The sequence below is a fragment of the Pseudomonas sp. G3-39 genome (genome assembly GCF_054790485.1).
In genome coordinates, this window is record NZ_CP186497.1 from 2,554,664 (window position 1) to 2,578,891 (window position 24,228).

Genomic DNA, 24,228 nt, shown 5'->3' on the forward strand with positions numbered 1-24,228 from the left:
TGATCTCGGCCAGTCGCCAACTCCGCGCCCACCGCAGAACCCTGTAGGAGTGAGCCTGCTCGCGAAGGGGGCGTGTCAGTCACCCCCGCTGTGACTGAACCACCGCCATCGCGAGCAGGCTCACTCCTACAATGCTTTAGGCCAGCCGGCACATTTGCGTTAACCGCAAACCCCTGTGGGAGCTGGCTTGCCAGCGATGGGGCCGTGTCAGCCGCCATCACTTCAGACTGACCCACCGCCGTCGCTGGCAAGTCACCTTCCACAGGGGGTGGTCTGCTACGGCGTGGCGGCTGGTTTCGCCAGCGCAATCCCCGCATCCCCCAGTCGCTTGAGTATCTCGAACAGCAGATCACTCTTGGTCCCGCCGACAATCCGCGGGCTGCCGACGTAGCCGGTCACCGTCAAGGTGATGCCATCGGGCGACAGCTTGCTGAAGCGCACGTACGACGCCGGTTTGTCGAGGATGTTTTCGTTTTCGCGGTAGGTATTGAGCAGCAGTTCCTTGACCTGTTCCGGGTCGATGTCCAGCGGGAACATCAGCTCCAGGCTTGCCACCCCCTGGGCGCTGCCGCCGAGGGTGACGTTGCGCAGGTTCTGCGAGATCAGTTGCGAGTTGGGCACGATTACGATGGAGCGGTCGCTGAGCTGGATTTCCGTGGCGCGCACGTTGATCCGGCGGATGTCGCCCTCCACGCCGCTGATGCTGATCAGGTCGCCGACCTTCACCGGGCGTTCGGTGAGCAGGATCAGCCCGGAGACGAAGTTCTTGACGATCTCCTGCAAGCCGAAACCGATCCCCACCGACAGCGCACTGACGATCCACGCCAGATTGGTCCAGCGCACGCCCAGCGACGACAGCGTCAGGAGGATGACCGTGGCATAACCGATATTGGAAAACAGCGTGCTCAACGACGCGCACATGCCCGGATCCATATCGGTCTTGGGCAGGAATTCGTTGTCGAGCCAGCGGCGCAGGGCACGGATCAGGTAGATGCCGATCAGCAGCGCCAGCACGGCATTGATCAGATGCGCCGGAACGATGTTCAGCTTGCGCAACCCGGCGCCACCGAGAATGCCCATGACATTGGTGGTCAGTTGCCCGAACGTGGTGCCGATGCCACCGACGAAGAGGGTGATCACCGCCAGCAACAGCAGCCCGGCGCGGCTGGCACCGGACAGCACAATCGAAATCTGCTCCAGCCGCCGGTCGCCCATGCCAAGAGTCTGCTTGATGGTCTTGCCGGCCGAGTAGCGCGGCGAGAACAGGTATTCGCAGGCATCCTTGACCACCTGCACCAGCAAATAGAACCCGGCCAGCACGATATAGGCCCAGACCAATTCATAGGTGACGAAGCGGGCCAGCGACACATAGCCGGTGAGCAGAGCCAGCGCCGACACGCACATGCACACCGTGGCAATGCTGTAGATCGCCCCGGCGAACGTGCTGCCGGCCTCCGGGTCATTGGCGGTGAGCAACGCTTTGCGCACTTTGCCGACGCGCAACAGCAGCGGCACCAGAATCACGATCACCACGATGGCAATCACCCCACGCTGGGCGATCACGATCTGGCTGCTCATGCCGGTGGCGTTGCTGACCTGCACCAGCGTTACCAGCACCAGCAGAGTGGCAGCGAGAATCCTTGGATAGGGCCGCAACGCCAGCGCCACCGAGTCGGCTATCGCCGGCAGCCGCCATGAAGGATGCTGAGTCGACAGCAGCGCGCGGCTCAGCGCGGTGATCAGGACACAGGCGTAAACGGCTTTTTCGAACTCCTCGGAAAAAGTCTGCAGCATGGGCGTCAAAGGTTCGTGGCGGGTGCAGGCATAGAACAGCAGATGCAGGGCGATGGCCGTGGTGCCCAGGGTCGCCAGTGCCGAGGCGAATGCCAGCGCGCTGCGGCGCAGGCGACCCTCCGGCATGCGGTGGATGCACAACCAGGTCAGCCCGCGCTCGGCGAATCGGCGGCCGACAGTCCAGAAAGCCAGCGCCAGCAGCACCAGCACACAGGTGAAAAAGCGCTGCCCCGGTGCCCAGACTGTGGCCCAGGTGATGCTGACCTGATCGATGAAAAACTTCAGGCGCTGACGGTCATCCGGCTCCGGCACCACCAGCGGCGACCAGAAGGCCGGACTCAGAATGCTGTCGGTGCGCAGCGTCAGTTCGCTTTCGAGCAGTGTGCGGCGAATGCCGGCGATTTGCGTGATCAGCTCGGCGGCGCTTTGTTTGAGCGCGGCAAGGCTTTTGAGCGTGGCATCGACCTTGTTTTTCTGCTCGTTGAGCTGCGCCCGTTGCGCGGCGATTTCCGCCTGTTCGGCGGCAATCTGCGTATCCGGTGCTGCGCCGAGCACCCCCAGTTGCACCGCCAGTTGTGCCTGCTGCGGCAACAACGATGCCGACAACCGATCGACATCCAGAATAAAGGTCTGCACCCGATCTTGCGGACCTTCGAGCTGGTTGTAGTTGTTGGCAGCGGAAATCTGCTGCTTCAGCCCGTCGAGGCGCAGTTGCAGGGCTTGCAGATCACTTTGCGAGACCTCCACCAGCGGCGCCGGAGTCGTCGCCGAAGACGCCGGCAAATCCGCCGCCCACAACGCCGAACCGCCTGGAGCGAGCAGGAGCAGCGCGACAAAAAACAATGACTTCAATGTGTTGCGCATGAGAGGGGGCCGGTTCTCGTTGATCACACAAGCTATGAGGTTAGGTGATCGAACCGGGCGCGGCGGAAAATTTCGGGGGAGCAGGGCATGCGTTTCAAAAAAACTCAGCGACAGGCATGCTATGGCTCACGCCAATGTTCGGACGTCAGGGATAGTCAGCTACATGTGGAAAGTTTTGTTGCGAAGGCTCACCGGAAAAACATCCACCACTGCAAAAGCCGAACGCTCAGTAGATCCAGTAGATCCACCAGAAGTATTGCCAGTGCGCGACTGGAAGTGGCTGGTCACGTCCTGGGATGGATTCGACCGGGAGGCCGGTCTACGGCAAATCCGCTCATCGCAGTCGATCGAGCGGCTGGCGTCCATTATCGTGCGGCTCAACGACTGGGTGCCGCAGGTACGCGCGGCGGCCAGAGACGCTTTCGCGGACTATCTGACACCCGAGTATGGCCCTTGGCTGATCGCCAAGACTCCCGCCATCCTTGCCCTTGAGCAGCGCCGACGCGAAGACCATGGCGTTACCATCCAAAAGCTTGAAGCGCTGCTGGCAACACCTGAGTGCCTCGCGCAAACCACGGCGGCCTTCGAAACCAGCCGTGGCGCCTGTACGCGGTTATTTTTCAGGGTACTCGCTCAGACAAAGCGCGCAGATGAGCTGGAGGCGTTTCTTGTTGCGAGCCTTCATCATGCAGATTTCAGTGTGCGTCGGGCTGCGCTCGGCAGGGCAATGGCGCTGCCTCTGGCATCGGCTCAGAAGGCCATCGCCTATGGACTATCCAGCAACAGCAGCATTCTCAGGCGCTTGTCGTTTCTGCAAGCCATTGAGTTGCAAACGGATCGCACACGACTGATCGAAGACTTTCTGACCGACCCATCGTCTGCAGCAAGATCGACTGCACTCTGGGCCGCCAGAAAGTATGGCGTCGACCCGTTGCAGGTACTTCAAGCGCAACTGGCAGGCGAGATTCCCGCCACCAAAGCCCGTTGGCTTGGCGTACTCGGGTTGGCGCAGTCGCTTGGCATGGCAATCCCGCAAGGGTGGATGAACGCGGCCCTCAGCCAAAACAGTGGCGAGGTTCGGTCACTGGTCCTGAGCCTCGAAGGAGAGGGCAGGCCTGATTTACTGATCGCGGCGATCGCGGATCCGTCACGCCCGGTGTTCGAGGCCGGAGTACGCGGCCTGCGCCCGCAGCCATGGAAAGTCATCGAGTCAGCATTCAGCGCTCAGCTCGAGACCCTCTGGCCAGCGCTGTCCGCCTCTCGACGTCAGGCACTGCTTGAACTGATGCCCAAATGGACACAGGCCGGGTATCTGTTGCAGCAGCTGTCTCGCACACCTGCTGAACCTTCCGTGCTTGAGCAGTTGCGTGCATGGGTCTATGGCCAGACTTACTCGATTACTGACCGCGAAACATCGGAAAGCGAGCGTGCCCGAGTTGTCGCGAAACTGACTGCGCTTGAGAAGGACGGGGTATTGCCGACAGGGTCGGTTGCCAGGCTAACATGAAGTTGATGTCAGGCAGGCATGAGTGCCCGAACCCGGATAGGTTGAATCGGGGAAGGTCTGCTACGCGGTTGGATCCGGATCACGGCTGCTGTCTGTCATGGCCTGTCCACGACATTTCGATATGCGTGTCCGTCGCCCCAGTCCTGCGAAAGCCCAGCCGTTCATAGAGCTTCTGCGCCAGAGTGTTCGTGCGAAAAGCGCCTAATCGCAAGGGCACTTGACGGGCAGCGGCTTGCAGCTGGAGGTTCTTCAGAATGCGCGACCCAATACCCTTGCCTTGGTACTCGGGCGAAATAGCGATGTTCTGAACATGGATTCGATCTTCCTTGTCCAGAATCTGCACATAGCCAACAATCCGGCCGTTTTGTTCAATAACCGAAGTGGCTGCGCAGGCGAATTCCGTTGCGAAATTTGCGCGTTGCCAACTCTCATCCCAGCCCCATATTTTCTCGATGTGTTCGCGGAAGACTGCTCGATGCAAGTCGAAGAGGGCTGGCTGGTCGCTATCGGTGGCGGGGCGTAGCGTCATGCGGGTCTCTGATTTGTGCTTTTGACTTTTGCTGAGGCTAGCGGCTGCAACAATAAACGGCAATTCGGATAGATCATGGCCCGCAGCATCTGACTGACCCAAAATCACTCAAAGCGCCACCCGCTGCAGAAACCTGCTGACCTCCAGCGAATACGCCCCCGGATGCGAGAACCTGAACATATGCCCGGTTCTCGGCATGACGACTTCTTGCGCGGTCTTTATCCCCTTCAGCAGAATCCCTGCAGCCTCTTTGCCGATCAGCTTGTCTTCCTCGGGCGTAAGGATCAGCGTCGGCACGTCGATCTTTGCCAGCAGGGCGGTGTAGTCGACGGTCTCGATCGAGCGCACGCGGTTGACGTAGGCCTTGTGTGGGGTTTGCTTGATGAAGAAGGCGCGGCTGTTGGCGGTTGACCAAGGGATTTCGCCTTCCTTGTCGAACGACGAAGCCAGTTGCGCGGCGTGGAAGCGCAGGGTGGTCTGTCGATAAAACGGCCCGGGGAAGAACGGCGCCAGCGCGGCCAGCGTTTTCAGCAGGGGCGAGGTGATCGGGTTTTTGGCGAAACCGCCGGACAGCACCAGGCCCTTGAGGCCTTTTGGCTGGCGCGTTGCAACCGCGATCGAGGCGACCGCGCCGTAGGAGTCGCCCACCAGCACGTAGCATTCGAGATCTTTCACTTGATCAACGATGAAGTTGGCGAGCGTTTCCAGATCAGCGACGTCGTCCGGTAAGCGCAACGTACGCATGGCGCGGTGCTGCAAGTGGCTGAGTTGGTTGAGCTGCCACGGCGCACCGGCGAAGCAAGGGACCATGACCAGCGTGGGCTCGGTTTGCATGAGAATTCCAGGGATGTTGAACGGATGTCCGCACTCTAGGAGTACCGAGGCGCGCTATCCAATGGCATTGGTGCAGCCTCTCGATGCACGAGATCTATCATCAGTCGTCGATCAGCATTCTGGTCAACCATTCAACCGCAGGCTCGTTGGCGCGCCCGCGTGCGCGGACGACGAAGACCTCCCAGGTCGGTAGCGGCAAAGGCAATTCAAAAATGCTCAGCTGTGCTGTTTCCTGCAGCTGTAAAGCGATGCGTTCGGCGACCACGGCAATCGATTCCGATGCGCCAACCATGAATGGCACTGCGAGAAAACTCGGGCAGGTGATGCTGACCTTGCGGCTGCGACCGAGCTGTTCCAGCGCGTCATCGACAGCACCCCGCGCGTCGCCCCGGGGCGAAATCAGAACGTGCGGCAGGCGCGTGAAGTCATCCAGTTCCATATGCAAATGTTTGCCGCGCTTGACCAGTGCCGGGTGCCCTTTGCGGGCGATGCCGACGAATCGCTCCTTGTGTTTGCCACTTTCCTACAGCCACTGGCTGAAAGCTACAGCCCGATCGTTCCTGGCAGGCATGCAGGCGTGGTCGCCTGAGAAGGTATAGGGCGAGACGACGCGGTTGTTCAGCCGTCCTTTCCGTGGCGCGTAGCCGGTGTATCAAATGCCCGTCGATGTCGCCTGCAATGTACCCATGACAATTTTTTGATTGTGATAAGCGGCAGATTTTACGATGAGTCATCGCCCATTTAGAGACTCACCATGCACATCGCCATCCTGACCTTTGAAGGCTTCAACGAACTGGATTCGCTTATCGCGTTCAGCATTCTCAACCGGGTCAAACAGCCCGATTGGCGCGTGTCGATCGCCAGCCCGACGGAAAAAGTGCGTTCGATGAATGGCCTGGTGATCGAGGCTCAGGTGTCATTGGAGGAGGCGAGCGACGCGGACGCGGTGCTGGTGGGCAGCGGAAGTCTGACCCGGGATATCGTGGCGGATACCGAGCTGATGGCGCGGCTACGGTTCGATCCGCAGCGCCAGCTCTTGGGCGCCCAGTGCTCGGGCACGCTGATCCTGGCAAAGCTCGGCCTGCTCAATGACGTCCCAGCCTGTACCGATCTGATCACCAAGCCCTGGGTGGAGGAGGCCGGTGTGGCGGTGCTCAATCAGCCGTTCATGGCCAAGGGCAATGTCGCCACCGCTGGCGGTTGCCTGTCCTCACAATATATGGCGGCCTGGTTCATCGCCCGTCTGGCCGGTGTGGAGGCCACCCGCAACGCGTTTCATTATGTGACGCCCGTTGGCGAGAAAGAGCTCTACATCGATCGGGCGATCGCGAACATCGAGGCGTATCTGTAAAGCACGTTTAATCGACGCCTGAAGCAGCGAATCAGCTCTCACGGGTTTCAACCGGTTCGGCCGCCGCTTCGGCAGCCAGTTTCGCGCGGTCGGCCTTGCTGATGTACTTGGGCTTTTTCGGCGCGAGTTTGGCGCTGGCCTTTTTGGCCTTTTCCTTGAACAACTGCTGCAGTTTCTTTTGGCGGTTCATGTTTCTACTCAATTTGAAAGTACGGTGATGAGGATGGCAGCCTGAGCACTAAGCCCAAGGCTCGAGATAAGGCTTCACGGCGTCCTCAAGAATATCCACCAGCTCGGGATCCATGAAGCGATAGTCATCTGGAATATCCAGCGTGTGGATCGGCTTGTGTTCAAGTAATCGGGCGTATTCGGCTTGCAGGCGATTGAGGTGCTTGCGTTCCATGACAAAGATGACATCGGCCCAGCGGATATCCGCCGGGCCGATGGGTTTGCGGGCGTTGGGGCTGGTGCCTGCCGAGCGGGCTTCGAAACCGGGCCGACGGCGCCAGATCGCCTCCGCCGTCGGACTGCGCCATTGGTTGCGGCTGCACACGAACAGGAGATTGGTCACACTTGATCCAGCAATTGGCGGGTGGTGCGGATGGGATAGCTCATGCCCAGTTGGCGCGCCCTGGCGAGTTTGTCGGCACGGGTATACATCAGCTTCCAGTTCTTTGGCGGTTTGAACTTCAGCGGATCAGCCGCTTTGCCGTTGCCCCGTTTACGGGCCTGATGACGTCTCCAGGCGCGGGTTCTGTCCATGCTTCATTTCCTCGTGAGTACCGGGTTCAGCAGCCGCAGTAATACGAGTTGTGGGTATGGTAAGCGTGAATCGACGCAGTGGCTAGGTGGTTGAGCCGTTGAAGCCTTGTCTCTGCAGCCACTGGTCACACCAACGCAGTAAGGCGCTTGCCCGGATTTGAAATACCCACCATTGCCCGCTAGAGTCGCGCCCCTTGTCCGGCCAGCAGCGCCGGCGATGGCTGGTGAAGAGGGCGGCAGTTGAACGAACACACATTGTCCATGCGACTGGAGCGGGTGGCGGCGCATGTACCGGCCGGCGCGCGTTTGGCGGATATCGGCTCGGATCACGGCTATCTGCCGGTGGCCCTGATGCGCCGTGGCGCCATCGTTGCGGCGGTGGCCGGCGAGGTGGCGCTGACGCCGTTCCATGCCGCGGTGCGCACGGTGCGCGACAACGATCTGCAGCAGCACATCAGCGTGCGTCTGGCCAGTGGCCTGGCGGCGATCGAACCTGATGACGGAATCACCGCGATCAGCCTCTGCGGCATGGGCGGCGAGACGATTCGCGACATCCTCGACAGCGGCAAGGCGCGTTTGCACGGTCACGAACGACTGATCCTGCAACCCAACGGCGGCGAGCAACCCCTGCGCCAATGGCTGATGGACAACGGCTACCGCATCCTCGATGAGGAAGTGCTGCAGGAAAACCGTTTCTTCTACGAAATCATCGTCGCCGAGCGCGGCGCACCGCTGAGCTACAGCGCCGAACAGTTGTACTTCGGCCCGTTGCTGATGCAGACGCTCAGCCCGGCATTCATCGCCAAATGGCAGCGCTTGTTAAGGCAGAAACAGAAAACCCTGAGCAGCTTCAAACAGGCACGCCAGGCTGTGCCCGAGGAGAAGCTGGAAGAGGTTGCACGGCAGGTGCAGTGGTTGACTGAGCTGTTGGCGTGATTTGCTGTGTTGGCTGTTGCACCCCTTCAGGTTTAAAGTCAGCTTAAAGGTTAACGTGCTGCGGAGTCGGACATGAGAATTGGTGAACTGGCAAAAATCAGCGGACTGGCGCCATCGCGTATCCGTTTTTACGAGGCGAGCGGGTTGATCACTTCGGTCGCGCGCAAAGCCAATGGCTATCGCGATTACGCCCCCGACACACAGTGGGTGTTGCATATCATCACCGGCGCGCAGGCGGCAGGTTTCTCCCTGGAGGAAATCCGTCAGTTGATGCCGATGAACGCGAGTGGCTGGCAGCACGACCAGTTGCTCAGTGGCTTGAAGCAAAAGGTCGAAGAAATCGAGGTGCTGCAGCAACGGCTGGCGCAGAACAAGGAACAACTACTGCTGGTCATCAAGGGGATCGAGGGCAAACCTGCGGGGATGGCGTGTGCGGACAATGCGCAGAGGCTGATCCAACGGCTGTGCGAAGAAGGCGTGGCTTCTGCGCCCGACAAGCAGCCAGCAGCTGCGGCAAGAAAAGCAAACGCCCGTCAGACATCCAGAGCCTGACGGGCGTTACCGCTTTCAGCGATTGCCAACCAGCGTGGCAAGCGGTTTTGGCGCATAGAGCGCACTCTGGAACTCAGGGACATATTCGTACTTGAGCATTTTCCCCAGCTTCAAGTCGCGCAAGTAGTTCGACAGGCTGCCATCGCCCAGTGTCAGCGTGGCGGCATCCGCGTCCCGGCTGGAACCGTGGCTGAGCTGGCGCGACACCGCGTAGCCATAGGCCAGTTGGCCCTGGTGATCGAGGTTGGTAAAGCTGCTGGTGACGATATCCTCATCGCGCGACAGTTTGTCGAGCTTCTTCGCAGTGAAGGACACGTCCGGTTTGCCGGTCTGGCTGTCACTGATCTCATAGATCACGGATTGCCCGTTTTCTTTGCGATCAATCCCGGTCAGCCACTTCGGCAGGTTGTAACCGACGACTCCGCGCACCCGTGCCAGCTCGGTATTGACCGGCAACTTGAGCACATAACCCCAGAAGTCTTCTGACATCGACTGGCCAATCAACGTGAGCGGGCCCAGGTTGGCTTTGCCGGGTTTGTTGGTGATGATCGACACGGCAACTTCGTTATAGGCGTCGTTATCGCAATGCTCGTAGGTGTACGCAGTGAACGCGATCAAGCCACGTCCTGGCCAGACTTGCAGCGGTTGCACGGTGGTCAGTATTTCGGGCGGCATCAACGCCCGGAGCCGGTCGAGGTCGGCGGTATAGATCGCCGTGACACGACTGTTCTGGTAGTAGAAGTTTGGGGAATAGGACTCGAAGCCAATGTCGACCTTGTGCTTTTCCAGTCCTTTGAACCAGCTTAAATCAACGCCCGGGACTTCGGCGGCAATCACCGACAACGGCGGATTGGAGCGAAAGCGGTCATAGAGGCCACCCTTGACGACGGGTACTGAATGGCCGGCAATGTCGATGGTGGTGGTCTCGGTCAGGTCGGGCATTTCAGGTGTCTCCGCCAACGCAGCGTTGGCAAAAGTGGTGATCAGCAATCCTGTTAAAACGGCGCTTGCGAGTTTCAATCGGACTTTCTCCGGTGGGTAGGCACTACAAAAAGATTTAGCGCGTTCGTTCGTCGGCGTTGAGCACCGCCATCACGGCTTCAGCTACGGCTTTGGGCGATTGAGGGTTCTGGCCGGTCACCAGTCTTCCATCGGTAATGGCAAATGAAGTGAACGGCAGCCAGCCCTTGCGGTAGTGCGCGCCCTGGCTCACCAAGCGGTCCTCAAGAAAGAATGGCACCTGATTTTTCATGCCCGAGAGCAGCTCTTCGCGGTCAGAGAAGCCGGTGATGTTTCGGTTCTTGATGATCAATTGGCCTTGGCTGTCCTTCAGATCCAGCAGACCCGCTACGCCATGGCACACGGCCGACACGATGCCGCCCTGGTTGTAGATGGTTTCGGCGACACGGCGCAGGTCAGGGTTGTCGGGAAAGTCCCACATGACGCCATGGCCCCCGGTGAAGTAGATGACGCCGAAGCGGGACGGATCGACCTCGGCGATCGGCAGCGTATTGGCCAGGCGCGCGCGGAACGCAGGGGACTGCAAATGCTCCCGCGCAGCCTTGTCCATGTACAACCAGCCCAGACTGCGTTCGTCCAGAGGCACCGCGCCACCCTTGGGGCTGGCAAACACAGTGGTGTAGCCGGCGGCTTCCACCACATCGGTGAAGTGGGTCAGTTCGGTCAGCCACAACCCGGTGGTATCGGTTCGAGAGGGATAGCTGGCGTGATTGGTCATGATCACCAGGATCTGGCGATCCTTGGTAGCCGCCGACTCAGCATTTGCAAACGTCATGAAAGCACCACCTATCAATAACAGGGCAGAGGAAACAAGGGTCTTGAGCATCTTCCGGGCTCCATCGAGCAAGCAGGTCAGCGCATGCTCACCTTAAACCTCGCTTTAAGGTCAACCCCGCTGCTGCGAATAATTTGTGCTGATGCCACCGGACTTTTGCTTGACCCTCAACCTGACTTTAACGCTAGCGTCTGAAGCTGATTGGGCAAGGCAATAACGCCGGTCATCAATCCACTCAGGAGCCAGGCATGAGTCAGCAAGACCAACCGGATACACCGATGAAATGGATGATTTATGGCGCCAACGGCTATACCGGCGAGCTGATCGCTCGCGATGCCGTCAGGCGTGGACTCAGGCCGGTGTTGGCCGGACGTAGCTGCGACAAGGTCGAAGCGTTGGCCCGGGAACTGGGTCTCGAAGCCCGGGTGTTCGGTCTGGACGACCCTGCGCGGTTGCTGGCGCAGATCAAGGGCCACGGTTTGATTCTGCATTGCGCGGGGCCGTTTTCCGCGACCGCCGCGCCGATGATCGAGGCTTGCCTGCGAGCCGGCGCACACTATCTGGACATCACTGGCGAGATTGCCGTATTCGAACATGCGCAGTCTCTAAATGAGCGGGCGCGGGTAGCGGGGTCAGTCATTTGCCCCGGCGTCGGCTTCGATGTAGTCCCGACCGATTGTGTCGCCGCCGCCCTGAAAGACGCGCTGCCGGATGCGACGCATCTGGCGCTGGGCTTCGATTCACGTTCGAGCTTTTCACCCGGCACTGCCAAGACTTCAATCGAAGGCCTGGCGCAGGGTGGCAAGGTCCGACGCGACGGCAAGATCGTTTCCGTGCCGCTGGCCTATCGGGTACGGCGTATCGATTTCGGTGCCGGGGAGAAGCGGGCGATGACCATCCCCTGGGGCGATGTGTCCACCGCCTGGCACACCACCGGCATCGCCAATATCGAGGTGTTCATACCGGGTTCGGCGGGGATGATTCGCGGCGCCAGGCTCGCCAACTGGATTCGTCCGTTGCTGGGACTGTCGTTTGTGCAGCGGCTGCTCAAGGCGCGCATCGGCAAGACAGTGACCGGCCCGGATCAGGCAAAGCGTGCTGACCAAGGCACCTATGTGTGGGGCGAGGCCCGCAATGCGCGCGGTGAAAGCAAAGTCGCCCGCGTGCACACCGCAAACGTTTACAGCCTGACGATCGACGCTGCGTTGGCGGTGGTCGGCTATCTGTTGCAGGCACGTCCGCCCGGCGGTGCCTACACACCTGCGCGGTTGCTGGGCGCGGATCTAGTGACGCACTTGCCTGGGTCGAGCGAAATCAACATTGAATGACCTTGAAAAAAGTCGTTGACCTTCAAGTTCACTTCAATCTTAAGGTGGCCTCATCTCCAGTTGAGGACTGCCCCATGAATGTGTTCGACGCCCTGACCTTACCCAACGGTTCAACCATCAAGAACCGCATCGCCAAAGCCGCCATGGAAGAAAACATGGCGGACGCCGACCAGGCGCCCTCTGCAGAACTGATGCGTCTGTATCAGGCATGGGCCGACGGTGGTGCCGGGCTGATTATCACCGGCAACGTGATGGTCGACGGCCGCGCCATGACCGGGCCGGGCGGCGTGGTGCTGCAGGATGATCAGCAACTCGACAAGTTCAAGCGCTGGGCGCGGATCGGCCGTTCTGCCGGTGCGCAGTTCTGGTTGCAGATCAATCATCCGGGGCGCCAGATGCAGTCCAACCTCGGGCAGAAAACCTGGGCGCCGTCAGCGGTGCCGCTGGAGCTGGGCAAACTGTCCAAGCGTTTCGCCACGCCCCACGCCATGACCGCCAGTGTGATCGAGGACGTCATCCAGCGCTTTGCCAATACCGCACGCCTGGGTGAACAGGCCGGCTTCACTGGGGTGGAAATCCACGCCGCTCATGGCTATCTGTTGAGCCAGTTTCTCTCGCCACTGACCAATCAAAGGACGGACGAGTGGGGCGGCTCTCTGCAGAACCGCGCGCGGTTGTTGGTCGAGATCGTCAAGGCAGTCAGGGCGGTGGTTTCTGCAGAGTTTGCCGTAGCGGTCAAACTCAATTCCGCCGATTTCCAGCGCGGCGGATTCACCGCTGACGATGCGAAAAAGGTCGTTGAACTGCTCAACGATCTGGGCGTGGATCTGGTGGAACTGTCCGGTGGCAGCTACGAAGTTCCGGCCATGCAGGGTGAGGCGCGTGATGGTCGAACCCTGGCTCGCGAGGCCTATTTCGTCGAATTTGCCCGGGACCTTCAGACCGTTGCCAAAATGCCAGTGATGGTCACCGGCGGCATCCGCCGTCGTCCGGTGGCCGAAAGCGTTGTGCAGAGTGGTGTGGACATGGTCGGCATCGGTACCGCGTTGGCCATCGATCCGTACCTGCCGCGTGACTGGCTGCAGGGCAAGGACAACGCCCCGCAATTACCGCCGATCACCTGGAAAAACAAGGCCATTGCGGCCTTGGCGAACATGGCGGTGGTGAAGTTTCAGCTGGGTAAACTCAGTCGGGCGAAAAAGCCTGATCCGGGGGTGTCACCGTTACGCGCGCTGATTTTGCAGCAGATCGCCATGGCGTTTCGCACTCGGCAATATCGGCGCTGGATGGAAAAGCGTTCGGCGTGAGTCGCAAGGCATTTCAATCTTGACGTTGGCGGACGCTCTGACGAGAGCCCGCCAACGTCAGCCAATCAATTCGGCATCAGCACCGTATCGACCACATGAATCACGCCATTGGATTGCATGACGTCCGCGATGGTAATGGCCGCCTTGCCGCCTTTGGCGTCCTGTACCCACAGCTTGCCGTCGTGCAACATCACGGTCAGCGATTCGCCCTGGACGGTTTTCAGCATCACTTTGCCGCCGTGCATTTTGGCGTCGTCCATCAACTGTTTAGCCGTGTGAGTGCCGGCGACGACATGGTAAGTCAGGATCTTGGTCAGGTCCGCCTTGTGTTCAGGCTTGAGCAATGTATCGACCGTGCCGGCGGGCAGTTTTGCGAAGGCTTCGTTGGTGGGGGCGAAGACGGTGAACGGGCCCTTGCTGTTGAGCGTATCCACCAGCCCGGCGGCCTTGACCGCAGCGACCAGGGTCGTGTGATCCTTGGAGTTGACTGCGTTTTCGACGATGGTCTTGGTCGGATACATAGCCGCGCCGCCAACCATCACGGTATCGGCAGCAAAGCTGGATCCGGCTCCGAGGCAGAGCAGGGTAAAGCAAGCGACAGCAAGGCGTTTGATGAGCATGTGCATGGTGCGTCTCCTTGATTCTTCGACCCTTCGAATGAGGGTGTTGAATGTACGGAGCAGGGAGTGAAACGGATGCAGCATGCAGCGAAAAACCTTTTGCGGTGCGCTGAAACGGATTACTGCTAATCACGCAAGGTGGCTTCACCTGTGCGCGGGTTGGTCAGGGTCACATTCTCCAGCGCTCTGATGCGCCAAGCCTCGTTCTGCCTGATCAGCACCGCGAGAATCAGCGTATCCACCACATGCGCTCCGGCCGGATGCGCAGCACCGGCCGACAAACGACTCCAGAAGTGAATGATCGCCACCCCGTCAGCAACAGGGTCGATATCGATCAGTTCATTCTCAAGAGTGGAGTCACGATAGATCGTCTGGTGAATGGGCGCGTGCAGCGCACCGATCTGCTCGACGCCCCGAACGAAGTGGCCGAAACGATTGACGAACGTCGCTTGCGGATCGAACAGAGCTCCGAGTGCCGCCATGTCGTGAGCGTTCCAGGCTGCCTGGAATGCGGCGGGAGCGTCTTCGGGTTTTTTTATCTGAGTCATGGCCGAGGCCTCGCAGATCGTTAGAATGCGCTTTTAAACATAAGAAGCTCAGTATGGATGTACAAGCGCTCGAAAGTAGCGACGTTTTATCGTTCACGTTGGATCAGGCACATCGCTGTTTCGAAATGGTCGTCAGCCTGAAGGACGGATGCCGATGCAAACTGACGGCGTGGAATATCGATGGCGCAGAGTTGCCCATCAGTCTCGGTGCTCTGCACATTCAAAATTCTCGCGTCCTCGGAGAGCTGGAAGGGATCAGCTTTGTTGAAAACGTTCTATCTCTCGAGGGCGATTTTGGCGATATGTCTATCGAGGCGGACACGGTTTTGGTCGAAAAGCTGATTTAGGCTTTGAGCGCAAAAGGAGGGATCGCCATCTCGATAGACGATTCCATTCAAATCTCTGTCAACGCTTGGCGCAATAAATTCTGTCTGTAACCTGAGGTTCTGCCGGCGCGCTTGTTTCTAAACCTGACGCCAGCGCCTGATCAATCGTTTTTCCAAGGAGGTCCCCATGACAACAGGGCAGTGTCTTTGCGCGGCGGTACGCTTTTCCCTCTCAGTGGAACCGCGCTTTTTCTATCGCTGCCACTGCTCACTGTGCCGCAAACAAACCGGTGTCGGGTTCAACCTCGCTACTCTGGTCAGCGCTCGGGACTTTCGTTGGGACGCAGGGCAGGACTCGATCAACAGTTGGATCAAATCCAGCGGCTACAGAAACGACTTCTGCGCACAGTGCGGCTCGACCGTGCCCAACCCGCTTCGCGAATCGCCTTACGTGTGGATTCCGCTCGGACTGCTCGATGAGGATCTGAGCATGGAATGCGTTGGCGATTTCTGTGTGGACGATGCCATGTCATGGGATACGCAGCTTTCAACGCAGAGTTATCACGGGGCGGTGGAGTCACTGGCGTTTCTTCTGCAAAAACTCCGGGTCAATCCTGATTGACCCGAAGCTCGCGCTGCAATTACTTCCTTAGATACGCAAACATGTGCTGCACATAATCCGCCTTGCTCAGCGGCACACCGTTGTGGCGCAGGATGTTGTAGGCACAGCACACTTTGCGCCGGAGCCTCCCCACGACATTTGCCTTAGGCTCAATGATTGGCAGCGTCGCTCAACTGTTGAAGCTCAAGTTGCCTGGCAGCACTCGCTTCGAGGGCCGCACGCTCAACATCCAGATACCGATGGATGCTTTGGAGGTTGGCAATTTTCTGTTTGATTTCGGCCATCTTCTTTTCAATCAGCTTCGCGCCGTCAGCACAGTCGATCAGCTTGTTGCGCTGCGCATCCAGAATCTCGCCTATTTCCCCCAAGGAAAATCCCATGCTTTGCGCGCGCTGGATAAAGTCCAGATCCTGCAGGGTTTGCTCGGTGTAGACACGATAGTTGTTGGTTTGCCGCAGCGGTGAGATCAGGCCGATTTGCTCGTAGTAACGCAACGTATGACGGCTGGCGCCGCTGCGAGCCTCGAGTTCGCCGATTTTCATGAAAACACCGCTTGACTGTAGAGTTGGGTCGATACTTTACGCTTGATTTCTCACCTTCAACAAGGAACAGGGAAATGAGCGTGGAGTGCTTTGTCACGGGAGGAACCGGCTTCATCGGTCAACATTTGCTGGCGAACCTGAGTGCAAAAGGTCACACCCTTCGGGTATTGATGCGTCGCCCGGAGCGGCTGGCTGCGTTGCGCGAGCAAGTTGATAGTTTAGGCGGGTGCGCAACACGGGTATTTGCCGTGGCTGGCGATCTGGAACAGGACAATCTCGGGCTGAGCCTGGCTGATCAGGAGGTGCTGAGGCGCGCCAGCGTCATATTCCATCTGGGCGCTCACTTCGCATGGGGGCTTTCGATGGAGCAGTCTCGTGCGGTGAATGTGGAGGGGGCAAAGCGTGTGGCGCTGTTGGCGGCTGAGCAAAAAAGCCGTTTAGTGATGATCGGCGGCTACATGCTGAACAATCATGAACATCTGCAACGCATCGGCATTGATCCTCGTCAGCCGGAGTTGACGAACTGGCCCGCCGTCTACCGACGTGTCGGTGGATACGAGGCAAGCAAGCTGGAGGCGCATTTTGCGACCCAGCAGGTCATGTCCGCCAAGGGTGGTGAGATGACCGTTGTCCACCCTGCGACGGTCTGTGGCCACAGCCGCACCGGGCATATCGTTGACGGTCAGCCGCTGGTGGCGCTGATACGCAACCTGGTGCAGGGCAAGATGACTGCAGTGCCCGGTACCGCCGAGCACTGGCTGCCACTGGTCACCGTGGATTATCTGGTCGAACTGGTGGCTGTTTGTGCTTTTGATCCTGCCATGGTGGGCGAGGAACTGCTGGTGCTTGATGATCAAACGCCAAACTTGCGAGAACTCCTGGCACAGGTGGCTAAACCTTTGGGCTTGAAGTCTCCCAAACATCACATTTCACTCCGACTGCTGAAGTGGCTACTGAGTATTCCTCCGGTCGCGTGGTTTTTGAATACAAAACCCGAAGCCTTGGACTTTATCCAGACCACTCGTTTCAACACCGCGGCGGTCGAGCAATTTGCCAACAGGCATGGAATAGCCAAACCGGATATACGTCAGGCTTTGCAGCACACGGCAACGTTCGTCAACGCGTATTGCATAGCCAAGAACCAGGCACTCTGACTTCTCCCTTGGGCGGCGCCGTCGATACAGGGCGGCATGCTATCGAACGACAATTCAGCGACAAGGATCGTCACCGCGCAGCCTCGGATGCGCGGCAGGATCTTGTTTCGCTACTCACGGAACTGTCGCGAGACCGGCGTCGCTTTTACAACGCAAACGTAGTCCCACGCGTATTTACAAACAACGAGTAGATCGAGTGACTACTGGCCATGAACAGTCGATTGCCTTCGCGCCCGCCGAAGCACAGGTTCGGGCAGCGCTCTGGCAATGAAATGTGCCCGATGGCCTTGCCTTGCGAGTTGAAAACACGCACGCCGTCGAGTTTTTCCAGGTCGGCCTTGGGATCACCATTACCGCCCCAGCCGCACCACAGGTTGCCCGCTTCGTCGCACTTGATGCCGTCAATCGCGGCATAGTCCAAGCCTTCGATGTGCTTGCGGCGTTCACCCAGGGTGCCGTCGTCTTTCACCGTAATCGCCCAGATCAAGCGATTGGGCTTGGCGCGACCTTCGACGATATACAGGGTCTTTTCATCGGGAGAAAAGCACAGGCCGTTGGGGCCGTTGAGGTCGTCGATTACCCGAGTGACTTTTTGGCTCTCACCGTCGATGCGGTACACGGCGTGGGGTTGGGTCGGGGTGACTTTGTGGCCTTCGTAGTTGTTGCCGGTCTGGAATGGCGGGTCGGTGAACCAGATCGAGCCATCACTTTTGCAGACGATGTCGTTGGGCGAGTTGAAGGGCTTGCCGTCGAAACTGTCGGCCAGCACGGTGATCGTGCCATTGTGTTCGGTGCGCGTGATGCGGCGCCCTTCGCTAGTGGTGGTGGAGCCTTCGCAAACGATCAGACGCCCTTGTCGATCCCGGCACATGCCGTTGGAGAAGTTTGAGTGTTCGCGGTACACCGTGAAGGAGTCGGTGATTTCGTCCCAGCGCATGATGCGATTATTGGGGATGTCGCTGACCAACAGATACCGGCCATCACCGACCCACACCGGTCCTTCGGCCCAGCGCATGCCGGTGGCGAGCTTTTCAACACTGGCGTTGAAAACGCGTAGCTCCAGGAAACTGTCGTCGAGGATATGAATCAGTGGATCAGGGTAGCGCTGACTCAAGGGTTCGGCGGCATCGGAGAAGCGGGGCAGTGCGGCGCTGCCGACAGTGGCGAGCGTGGCGGAAACAGCGAGCGACTTTTTCAGGAAACTGCGGCGGGTATTGCCTTTCGCTTGATCAAGGCTTTCAGGCTTGGCGGACAGGAATGAGTCCATGTAGCGATCTCCGTGGTTTTATTTTTGTTGAGGAGACGTAGTAATACCCTCTGATAAGACATCGTACAAGCTGACATGCCGCCGCCAGCGCTGCATTTTATCGCGGGTGAATCACTCAAACCGGTGACTGGAATCGATCCGGCCGACACGGCGCTAACGCGGTCGCAAAGCCTCCCCCGACGATCTCCTCGGCCACCAGTCGTCCTACGACTGCCGCCAGTGTCACGCCCGGATGCATGACGCAAACATAGGCACCGCTGAGGTTCGGCAGATAGCCAATGACTGGAATGCCATCGACAGGCATTGGCCTGAGGCCGACGCACGCCAGTTCCGGCTCTATAGATAGCACCCCGTGCAGTTCGTGCTGGATGACTTTGGCCGTTCTCTGTGCGATGGCTTGCGCGCTGTTTAGCGGTGCCTCATCTACATAGTCTTCTGCAGCGAGCAACGTACCGTCAGTGTCTTGCCTGATTTCCATTTCGGGGCTGGAGATGATCGTGTTCACTCGTTGGGGTTGGGTTTTGTAACGGATGAATATTGCGGGTGAGGCGTCGATGGGCAGGGTGACGTTCAGTTGATCCACCAACAGCGGGGTGGCGGTTCCGGCTGCCAGTACGACAACGTCGGCATCGTGCTTGCCCGTCGCAGTGATCACGCCGCTGACGATACCGTCCAGAATCTGCAAACCGAGCACTGGCGTCTGGGTAAGCAGAGTCGCTCCATGCGCCTGCGCACCTGCAATCAAGGCCCGCGTTACCTGCACGGCATCCAGCGCGCCTTCTTCGGCGGCAAAGAACGCCCGTTCTGGAGGATGTTTGAGGTTGGGTTCAAGCTCGAGAATCTGCGCGCTATATATAGAAGGCGCTTGAAACCGGCCATCGCCGTAAGACAGCGCACCGGCCCAGCGCACCTTCAGCCCCGGCAGCTCGGATTCGAGTCGGCGGTATTCTGCGATGGCCGCTGCGCGCAACGGCGCAATGGAATCCGGTCCGCCGTGCGAAGTGTTGATCCAGGCGAAGGAGCGGCCCGTCACACCGGACGCAATCTCACCGGCCTCGACCATTATGACGTGTGCACCTTTCGCGGCGAGATGATACGCAACTGACGCGCCGACGATTCCCGCGCCGATGACGATGATTCGTTTACTCATATCAACCTCCGTTGTCGAGGCGCTGACGTTACTACATCGCCGCCCTTTGACGCAGGCTTGCCTGGCCCGGTGATATCAGGGAAGCTGCGCCGAATCCGGTTACGGGTCAGTTGTTGAATTGTTCAGGGAAGCGTTGATGGCACTCAGGGTGTTGGTGGTTGGCGGGTATGGAAACTTTGGCAGTATCGTTTGTCGGCATCTGATCGACATGCCGGGCGTCGAACTGGCGATCTCGGGGCGCGATCCGCAGAAGCTGGAGCGCAAGGTTGCTGAGTTGGGGGCGAGCTGCGAGCGCTGGTGTGGTGATGCGATGGGCGCCGGTTTCACCGCTGCTCTGCGCGCAATGAATATTCAACTGGTGATTCACACGGGCGGCCCGTTCCAGGGGCAATCCTATGCGGTGGCCGAAAGCTGCATCGAGGCGGGCGTCAACTATTGCGATCTGGCGGACTGCCGGACGTTCGTCAATGGCATCGGCGTACTCGATGCACGGGCGAGAGAGGCCGGTGTCGTCATCCTCAGTGGTTGCAGTTCGGTGCCGACGCTGTCGTCGGCGATCATCGATGAGCAGCGCCATCACTTCAAACGCATCGACTCGATCGAGCACGGCATTTCCTCGTCAGCGAAAATGCCGGGGTTGTCGACAATCGAGGGCGTGCTGGCGTATGCGGGCAAACCGATCCGCCAACTGCGCAATGGTCAAGTGCATGAGGTGATGGGCTGGGAAGACCTGACCTTGCGCAAGCTGCAGAACCTGGGCACTCGTGCGCTGGCCAATGTTGATGTGCCGGACATGGACATCTTTGCCAGCCGGTTTGGTGCGCACACATTGAGTTTCAAGGCAGGCGCTGGCCTCAAGCTCGGCGGCGTAGCCAATTATCTGTTTGCGCTGGCGATGAGGAAAGGGCTGGTGCGTGACCACAGGGTGTGGGCGGCCCGGTTGCATCGCTGGGGGACATGGTTTGAGCGTTTCGGTGATGGCAAAAGTGCAATGTATATAGACGTGCAGGGTGTCGGTTTGAACGACCAGCCGTTGTCGATGACGGCGCAACTGACTGCGCTGAATGACAAGGGGCCGGAGATCCCTAGTTGTGCTGCCGTCGCTCTGGCCGCGAAGATCGCCCGAGGTTACTTGCCCGAACCGGGGGCTCGTCCATGTGTTGGTGAGATCAGCGTCGACGAATACATGGCAGCGATCAACGATCCGCAGAATCTTGGCCTGTCCGTGATTTTCTCTGACGGGATGCGTTGAGCATGCTTTATCTGAGCGTGAAGTACGTGCATGTCATCGCTGCGATTTTCCTCTTCGGCTTCGGCATGGGTTCCTATCTGTACCTGATCGCCGCCAGTCGCACGGCCAATCCGCAAGTGATTGCGCATGTGGCGAGAATGGTCGTGCGCTATGACGCCTGGATCACCACGCCGGCGGGCTTCATCCAGATCGCGACGGGTTATTGGCTGACAAGGTTTTCCGGGTTGCCCTTGACCACGGACTGGGTGCTGATGTCGCTGATCCTGTTCTTTATAGTGGGCTTGCTTTGGTTGCCGGTGCTGTTGCTACAGAAACGTTTGCTGGGGATGGCGGCGGACGCGGTGCAATGTGGCGCAAGGCTTGATGCTGATTACCGGGCTGTTTATCGGCAGTGGTTCTGGATGGGCGTTTGCGGGTTTCTCGGGATGTTCGTGATTGTCTTGATGATGGTGACGAAGATGACGCCGGGGCAGTGGCTGCAGTTGATGTAGCTGAGCATTCACATTGGCGACTTGAGAAAGCGTCGTTCGTGATCGGGGTCGGGTAACAGGCAGGTGTCGTACTTGCCGAAGATCTTATAGCGATTCAGTGCCACGCGGTCGTAGGTCCAGTCTCTAAGTGCTCGTGGGAAAACTCGCAGAAGCCTGACCAGCGACCAACGAGCCGGCAGTTGTGCAATCACTTCGAAGAACGCATCGGAGCGCACCCAGTAATGCTGGTCGCGGATCACCGCCATAGTGTCGAATTCGTCCACCGGGAGACCGGCCCATGCCAGCAGGGCCTGACCTTCCGGCGATTGCACTGCCGCCAGGCGCACTCGCTGTTTGTTGTCGTGGCGAATCAGAAAACGCGCCCAGCCGTTGCATAGCTTGCAGACGCCGTCGAACAGCACCACGGTCTCGCCTGGATTGAGCAGGGGCGCTGGGGTAGGGCGTATTCGGGAGCCGGGCAAGGGCCGGGGTCCAGGAAGTTGGGCTGTCATTGTGAGGCATCATCCGAAGGCGTTGTTTTAGGCGATGGACCGTATGCTGCGCATCTGTTGACGGTGCGTCTATATATAAGCAGGCTTTTTCGGTGCATTGATAGAAACCTGAAATTAACGGTTGACGGCAGATTCAGGAGGTCTATAATTCGCCCCACTTCCGGCGCAGTCGAAACGGAAAACTCCTTGAGATTCAATGAGTTACGCAGTTTTCGACGGCGGCTTGCTTCAGTTCATCGAAGTCTGGAAGAAGTTGAAAGAGCGGTGATGTTTGGCTCTTTTGACGGTTCGATCTTCTCGGTCGAAAGCGGAGAAAAAGAGGTGTTGACAGCGGCGTGTAACGCTGTAGAATTCGCCTCCCGCTAACGAGAGATCGGAAGCGCAAGTGGTTGAAGTTGTTGAAGAATTCTTCGAAAACTTCTGAAAATAATCACTTGACAGCAAATGAGGCTGCTGTAGAATGCGCGCCTCGGTTGAGACGAAAGATCTTAACCAGCCGCTCTTTAACAACTGAATCAAGCAATTCGTGTGGGTGCTTGTGGAGTCAGACTGATAGTCAACAAGATTATCAGCATCACAAGTTACTCCGCGAGAAATCAAAGATGTAACCAACGATTGCTGAGCCAAGTTTAGGGTTTCTTAAAAACCCAAAGATGTTTGAACTGAAGAGTTTGATCATGGCTCAGATTGAACGCTGGCGGCAGGCCTAACACATGCAAGTCGAGCGGATGAAAGGAGCTTGCTCCTGGATTCAGCGGCGGACGGGTGAGTAATGCCTAGGAATCTGCCTGGTAGTGGGGGACAACGTTTCGAAAGGAACGCTAATACCGCATACGTCCTACGGGAGAAAGCAGGGGACCTTCGGGCCTTGCGCTATCAGATGAGCCTAGGTCGGATTAGCTAGTTGGTGAGGTAACGGCTCACCAAGGCGACGATCCGTAACTGGTCTGAGAGGATGATCAGTCACACTGGAACTGAGACACGGTCCAGACTCCTACGGGAGGCAGCAGTGGGGAATATTGGACAATGGGCGAAAGCCTGATCCAGCCATGCCGCGTGTGTGAAGAAGGTCTTCGGATTGTAAAGCACTTTAAGTTGGGAGGAAGGGTTGTAGATTAATACTCTGCAATTTTGACGTTACCGACAGAATAAGCACCGGCTAACTCTGTGCCAGCAGCCGCGGTAATACAGAGGGTGCAAGCGTTAATCGGAATTACTGGGCGTAAAGCGCGCGTAGGTGGTTTGTTAAGTTGGATGTGAAATCCCCGGGCTCAACCTGGGAACTGCATCCAAAACTGGCAAGCTAGAGTATGGTAGAGGGTGGTGGAATTTCCTGTGTAGCGGTGAAATGCGTAGATATAGGAAGGAACACCAGTGGCGAAGGCGACCACCTGGACTGATACTGACACTGAGGTGCGAAAGCGTGGGGAGCAAACAGGATTAGATACCCTGGTAGTCCACGCCGTAAACGATGTCAACTAGCCGTTGGGAGCCTTGAGCTCTTAGTGGCGCAGCTAACGCATTAAGTTGACCGCCTGGGGAGTACGGCCGCAAGGTTAAAACTCAAATGAATTGACGGGGGCCCGCACAAGCGGTGGAGCATGTGGTTTAATTCGAAGCAACGCGAAGAACCTTACCAGGCCTTGACATCCAATGAACTTTCCAGAGATGGATTGGTGCCTTCGGGAACATTGAGACAGGTGCTGCATGGCTGTCGTCAGCTCGTGTCGTGAGATGTTGGGTTAAGTCCCGTAACGAGCGCAACCCTTGTCCTTAGTTACCAGCACGTAATGGTGGGCACTCTAAGGAGACTGCCGGTGACAAACCGGAGGAAGGTGGGGATGACGTCAAGTCATCATGGCCCTTACGGCCTGGGCTACACACGTGCTACAATGGTCGGTACAGAGGGTTGCCAAGCCGCGAGGTGGAGCTAATCCCACAAAACCGATCGTAGTCCGGATCGCAGTCTGCAACTCGACTGCGTGAAGTCGGAATCGCTAGTAATCGCGAATCAGAATGTCGCGGTGAATACGTTCCCGGGCCTTGTACACACCGCCCGTCACACCATGGGAGTGGGTTGCACCAGAAGTAGCTAGTCTAACCTTCGGGAGGACGGTTACCACGGTGTGATTCATGACTGGGGTGAAGTCGTAACAAGGTAGCCGTAGGGGAACCTGCGGCTGGATCACCTCCTTAATCGACGACA

At 58.4% G+C, this 24,228-nt stretch carries 26 protein-coding genes, 1 rRNA gene and 1 pseudogene; 12 read left to right on the forward strand and 16 right to left on the reverse strand.

Annotation, left to right across the window (positions count from 1 at the left end; genetic code table 11):
* Window positions 1-276: 276 nt before the first annotated feature.
* Entirely contained in the window at window positions 277-2,658 is a 2,382-nt protein-coding gene (locus tag ACOYXG_RS11220) for a DUF3772 domain-containing protein (RefSeq protein ID WP_460357743.1), read from the reverse strand.
* 121 nt (window positions 2,659-2,779) lie between these two features.
* Here ACOYXG_RS11220 and ACOYXG_RS11225 point away from each other — a divergent pair, with 121 nt between their 5' ends.
* Entirely contained in the window at window positions 2,780-4,165 is a 1,386-nt protein-coding gene (locus tag ACOYXG_RS11225; protein ID WP_460357746.1) for a hypothetical protein, read from the forward strand.
* A 79-nt stretch (window positions 4,166-4,244) separates the two neighbouring features.
* Here the strand turns inward: ACOYXG_RS11225 and ACOYXG_RS11230 are convergent, their stop codons facing one another.
* The 3 genes and pseudogenes from ACOYXG_RS11230 to ACOYXG_RS11240 all read right to left on the reverse strand — a co-directional run.
* Window positions 4,245-4,802 carry a GNAT family N-acetyltransferase gene (locus ACOYXG_RS11230; protein WP_460357749.1) on the reverse strand — a complete coding sequence of 186 codons (558 nt, stop codon included), beginning with the start codon at window positions 4,800-4,802 and terminating at the stop codon, window positions 4,245-4,247.
* On the reverse strand, window positions 4,803-5,528 hold the full coding sequence (locus tag ACOYXG_RS11235) for an alpha/beta fold hydrolase (RefSeq protein WP_460357752.1): 726 nt from the start codon (window positions 5,526-5,528) through the stop codon (window positions 4,803-4,805).
* 100 nt (window positions 5,529-5,628) lie between these two features.
* Window positions 5,629-6,024 (reverse strand): annotated as a pseudogene (locus ACOYXG_RS11240) (LysR substrate-binding domain-containing protein); the annotation flags it as partial.
* A gap of 258 nt (window positions 6,025-6,282) precedes the next feature.
* On the opposite strand from ACOYXG_RS11240, the gene ACOYXG_RS11245 reads away from it, so the two are divergent.
* Window positions 6,283-6,879, forward strand: coding sequence for a DJ-1/PfpI family protein (locus tag ACOYXG_RS11245; RefSeq protein ID WP_103369725.1), 597 nt, complete (start codon window positions 6,283-6,285; stop codon window positions 6,877-6,879).
* A gap of 31 nt (window positions 6,880-6,910) precedes the next feature.
* Here ACOYXG_RS11245 and ACOYXG_RS11250 read toward each other — a convergent pair whose 3' ends face one another.
* From ACOYXG_RS11250 to ACOYXG_RS11260, 3 genes are read right to left on the reverse strand one after another with little or no spacing between them, the layout of a single operon-like run.
* Window positions 6,911-7,069: a DUF2986 domain-containing protein gene (locus ACOYXG_RS11250; protein ID WP_081730283.1), complete on the reverse strand. Its 159-nt coding sequence runs from the start codon at window positions 7,067-7,069 to the stop codon at window positions 6,911-6,913.
* Window positions 7,070-7,117: 48 nt separating this feature from the next.
* A complete protein-coding gene (locus ACOYXG_RS11255; protein ID WP_027614182.1) occupies window positions 7,118-7,450 on the reverse strand; it encodes a low molecular weight protein tyrosine phosphatase family protein in 333 nt (110 codons plus the stop codon).
* Complete coding sequence (locus ACOYXG_RS11260) at window positions 7,447-7,641, reverse strand: hypothetical protein (RefSeq protein WP_003224293.1); 195 nt, start codon at window positions 7,639-7,641, stop codon at window positions 7,447-7,449. The genes ACOYXG_RS11255 and ACOYXG_RS11260 overlap by 4 nt, the downstream gene beginning before the upstream one ends.
* Before the next feature lie 240 nt (window positions 7,642-7,881).
* Between ACOYXG_RS11260 and ACOYXG_RS11265 the strand changes: the two genes are divergently transcribed.
* Together ACOYXG_RS11265 and ACOYXG_RS11270 are read left to right on the forward strand one after the other, a co-directional pair.
* Window positions 7,882-8,577, forward strand: coding sequence for a tRNA (adenine(22)-N(1))-methyltransferase (locus ACOYXG_RS11265; RefSeq protein ID WP_460357757.1), 696 nt, complete (start codon window positions 7,882-7,884; stop codon window positions 8,575-8,577).
* A gap of 72 nt (window positions 8,578-8,649) precedes the next feature.
* Window positions 8,650-9,129, forward strand: a complete 480-nt coding sequence (locus ACOYXG_RS11270) for a MerR family transcriptional regulator (protein ID WP_096797692.1) — start codon at window positions 8,650-8,652, stop codon at window positions 9,127-9,129.
* A 15-nt stretch (window positions 9,130-9,144) separates the two neighbouring features.
* On the opposite strand, the gene ACOYXG_RS11275 is transcribed toward ACOYXG_RS11270, so the two are convergent.
* Both ACOYXG_RS11275 and ACOYXG_RS11280 read right to left on the reverse strand, forming a co-directional pair.
* Window positions 9,145-10,149, reverse strand: coding sequence for an acetoacetate decarboxylase (ADC) (locus ACOYXG_RS11275; protein ID WP_460357760.1), 1,005 nt, complete (start codon window positions 10,147-10,149; stop codon window positions 9,145-9,147).
* 37 nt (window positions 10,150-10,186) lie between these two features.
* Complete coding sequence (locus ACOYXG_RS11280; RefSeq protein WP_414888568.1) at window positions 10,187-10,924, reverse strand: type 1 glutamine amidotransferase domain-containing protein; 738 nt, start codon at window positions 10,922-10,924, stop codon at window positions 10,187-10,189.
* A gap of 248 nt (window positions 10,925-11,172) precedes the next feature.
* Between ACOYXG_RS11280 and ACOYXG_RS11285 the strand changes: the two genes are divergently transcribed.
* Both ACOYXG_RS11285 and ACOYXG_RS11290 read left to right on the forward strand, forming a co-directional pair.
* On the forward strand, window positions 11,173-12,252 hold the full coding sequence (locus ACOYXG_RS11285) for a saccharopine dehydrogenase family protein (protein ID WP_460357763.1): 1,080 nt from the start codon (window positions 11,173-11,175) through the stop codon (window positions 12,250-12,252).
* A gap of 74 nt (window positions 12,253-12,326) precedes the next feature.
* Window positions 12,327-13,559, forward strand: a complete 1,233-nt coding sequence (locus ACOYXG_RS11290; protein WP_414888566.1) for an NADH:flavin oxidoreductase/NADH oxidase family protein — start codon at window positions 12,327-12,329, stop codon at window positions 13,557-13,559.
* Between the two features lie 65 nt (window positions 13,560-13,624).
* Here the strand turns inward: ACOYXG_RS11290 and ACOYXG_RS11295 are convergent, their stop codons facing one another.
* On the reverse strand, window positions 13,625-14,185 hold the full coding sequence (locus ACOYXG_RS11295) for a fasciclin domain-containing protein (RefSeq protein ID WP_150368003.1): 561 nt from the start codon (window positions 14,183-14,185) through the stop codon (window positions 13,625-13,627).
* A 119-nt stretch (window positions 14,186-14,304) separates the two neighbouring features.
* A complete protein-coding gene (locus ACOYXG_RS11300) occupies window positions 14,305-14,727 on the reverse strand; it encodes an SgcJ/EcaC family oxidoreductase (RefSeq protein WP_150368002.1) in 423 nt (140 codons plus the stop codon).
* Window positions 14,728-14,780: 53 nt separating this feature from the next.
* On the opposite strand from ACOYXG_RS11300, the gene ACOYXG_RS11305 reads away from it, so the two are divergent.
* Together ACOYXG_RS11305 and ACOYXG_RS11310 are read left to right on the forward strand one after the other, a co-directional pair.
* Window positions 14,781-15,074, forward strand: a complete 294-nt coding sequence (locus tag ACOYXG_RS11305) for a hypothetical protein (protein ID WP_041074690.1) — start codon at window positions 14,781-14,783, stop codon at window positions 15,072-15,074.
* 166 nt (window positions 15,075-15,240) lie between these two features.
* Entirely contained in the window at window positions 15,241-15,675 is a 435-nt protein-coding gene (locus ACOYXG_RS11310) for a GFA family protein (RefSeq protein ID WP_460357768.1), read from the forward strand.
* Between the two features lie 19 nt (window positions 15,676-15,694).
* On the opposite strand, the gene ACOYXG_RS11315 is transcribed toward ACOYXG_RS11310, so the two are convergent.
* Both ACOYXG_RS11315 and ACOYXG_RS11320 read right to left on the reverse strand, forming a co-directional pair.
* On the reverse strand, window positions 15,695-15,832 hold the full coding sequence (locus ACOYXG_RS11315; protein WP_414888590.1) for a DUF1993 family protein: 138 nt from the start codon (window positions 15,830-15,832) through the stop codon (window positions 15,695-15,697).
* Window positions 15,825-16,217, reverse strand: coding sequence for a MerR family transcriptional regulator (locus ACOYXG_RS11320; protein ID WP_027614191.1), 393 nt, complete (start codon window positions 16,215-16,217; stop codon window positions 15,825-15,827). Before ACOYXG_RS11320 ends, ACOYXG_RS11315 begins: the two co-directional genes overlap by 8 nt.
* A gap of 74 nt (window positions 16,218-16,291) precedes the next feature.
* On the opposite strand from ACOYXG_RS11320, the gene ACOYXG_RS11325 reads away from it, so the two are divergent.
* Window positions 16,292-17,371, forward strand: coding sequence for an SDR family oxidoreductase (locus tag ACOYXG_RS11325; protein WP_460357771.1), 1,080 nt, complete (start codon window positions 16,292-16,294; stop codon window positions 17,369-17,371).
* Between the two features lie 145 nt (window positions 17,372-17,516).
* Here ACOYXG_RS11325 and ACOYXG_RS11330 read toward each other — a convergent pair whose 3' ends face one another.
* The gene (locus ACOYXG_RS11330) at window positions 17,517-18,638 is read right to left on the reverse strand and encodes an SMP-30/gluconolactonase/LRE family protein (RefSeq protein ID WP_460357773.1); all 1,122 of its coding nucleotides are present in this window, start codon (window positions 18,636-18,638) and stop codon (window positions 17,517-17,519) included.
* Window positions 18,639-18,753: 115 nt separating this feature from the next.
* On the reverse strand, window positions 18,754-19,788 hold the full coding sequence (locus ACOYXG_RS11335; RefSeq protein WP_460357775.1) for an NAD(P)/FAD-dependent oxidoreductase: 1,035 nt from the start codon (window positions 19,786-19,788) through the stop codon (window positions 18,754-18,756).
* 136 nt (window positions 19,789-19,924) lie between these two features.
* Here ACOYXG_RS11335 and ACOYXG_RS11340 point away from each other — a divergent pair, with 136 nt between their 5' ends.
* Together ACOYXG_RS11340 and ACOYXG_RS11345 are read left to right on the forward strand one after the other, a co-directional pair.
* Window positions 19,925-21,040: a saccharopine dehydrogenase family protein gene (locus ACOYXG_RS11340; protein WP_285374015.1), complete on the forward strand. Its 1,116-nt coding sequence runs from the start codon at window positions 19,925-19,927 to the stop codon at window positions 21,038-21,040.
* A 2-nt stretch (window positions 21,041-21,042) separates the two neighbouring features.
* Complete coding sequence (locus ACOYXG_RS11345; RefSeq protein WP_247843113.1) at window positions 21,043-21,531, forward strand: DUF2269 family protein; 489 nt, start codon at window positions 21,043-21,045, stop codon at window positions 21,529-21,531.
* 8 nt (window positions 21,532-21,539) lie between these two features.
* On the opposite strand, the gene ACOYXG_RS11350 is transcribed toward ACOYXG_RS11345, so the two are convergent.
* Entirely contained in the window at window positions 21,540-21,992 is a 453-nt protein-coding gene (locus ACOYXG_RS11350; RefSeq protein WP_247843112.1) for a thiol-disulfide oxidoreductase DCC family protein, read from the reverse strand.
* A gap of 689 nt (window positions 21,993-22,681) precedes the next feature.
* Between ACOYXG_RS11350 and ACOYXG_RS11355 the strand changes: the two genes are divergently transcribed.
* Window positions 22,682-24,218: ribosomal RNA gene (locus ACOYXG_RS11355) — 16S ribosomal RNA — on the forward strand.
* The last annotated feature ends 10 nt before the right edge of the window (window positions 24,219-24,228 follow it).